The sequence below is a fragment of the Stenotrophomonas sp. P5_B8 genome (assembly GCF_054049855.1).
Map to the genome: position 1 here is coordinate 1 of NZ_JBFULO010000688.1, position 1,276 is coordinate 1,276.

The window sequence follows — 1,276 nt, forward strand, 5'->3', positions numbered from 1 at the left end:
ACATACTGCTGCGCCAGAAGCACATTTCCCTTCGCCTCGATCTCCCTTTGAGAGACCACGCGGCAAAGGCCCTTGACGTTCCGATATCCGCCCGCGAACTCCCGATCAAATAGGTGTCGATAGTGTGCCGCGGAGTCCTCATGACTTGAAGTTGCCCATCGGGAGGATACGCTCTCACCTAGAAACAAGTTCACAATGCGACCGGCAAATTCAGCGAGCGATCCGTACTCTTGGCGACCTGACGGTACCTCCATAGCGCTGGCGTTTATCATCAGCACGCCTCTGCGGTCCATGGCTAGGTTTTCGCGGATAAGCCACGCGCTTTTGCCCACGCGATCTCCCGGGGCTCTAGGGAAGTCAATGACCGCGACAAGCCTTCCTTCTTCCAGCAAGTCTCTGCGGATACCCATAATTGCATGACGGTTGGTTGTACGCTCGGTCCCCGAGGCAACTACGAGCATATTTCGTGCACCAAAATCCCACTGGAGAGACCGAAGCATCTGCAGGGCGCTCGACGTGCCCTCAAATATGCTTCCCCTCAGAAGAGACGATAAGGGTCGACGGGCTGGTGGATCTACTCTGAAGAATGATGCACGACCGGATCTATCCCCGGGCCTCAGCATTCTGAGGCGTGTGGAATGCTTACCGTGAAGTGAGAGACGCATGCGCACCTCGAGATCGAACGAGCCGACTTGGAAGACGATGGCAGGCGCGATGCTTGAGAGCACCTTCCGCCAGCGTTCGTTGCCCCCAGTCGCGAATAGATCTCCTGACTCGCAGAAAACATCGACAAGAGTATCCTTAGATCGACTAGTGGAGTTTGCAAGGGATGCGGAAAAGTGGGACAGAAAGCGGTGCCTCCCGCTTTCGTTTTCAGCAAGTCTAAGGAAGCGATAATCAAAGAAGTAAGCGAGTGTGCGGCGAGAGAGAGCTCTCGCACCGGAAAGAAATCGCAGTGCGTGGATGATCAGATCCTTAGGTGCGCCCTCCCCATCGAATGGTAGAGCCTGGGCGAGATCGAGCTTCGCTCGAACGTGGTTCATCAGAGCTCCCCACCACGCTGTAGTGCTTCTTCCAGGAGGCAAGCGATCAGTCTCTTGCTCTGCGAGATCATCACGCTGGATTACCCATGCATAGAGTGCCAATAGCGTGAGTCGTTCGTACTGCTGTTCCGTGCCGTCGTGATATGAGCCGCGGCAGGCGCTATCAAAGTCTCTCCAGAAGCGGCTTGCGTCGAGTTCAAGTTCCTCCATGACTAGGAGCTCCTCTCATCATG

Annotated in this window: 1 protein-coding gene; it reads right to left on the bottom strand. The window is 55.6% G+C overall.

Annotated features, from left to right (window positions below; genetic code table 11):
- Positions 1–1,253, bottom strand: a 1,253-nt coding sequence (locus ACXJKH_RS20700; RefSeq protein ID WP_457322203.1) for a hypothetical protein, incomplete at its 3' end; no start/stop codon positions are given.
- Positions 1,254–1,276: the final 23 nt, after the last annotated feature.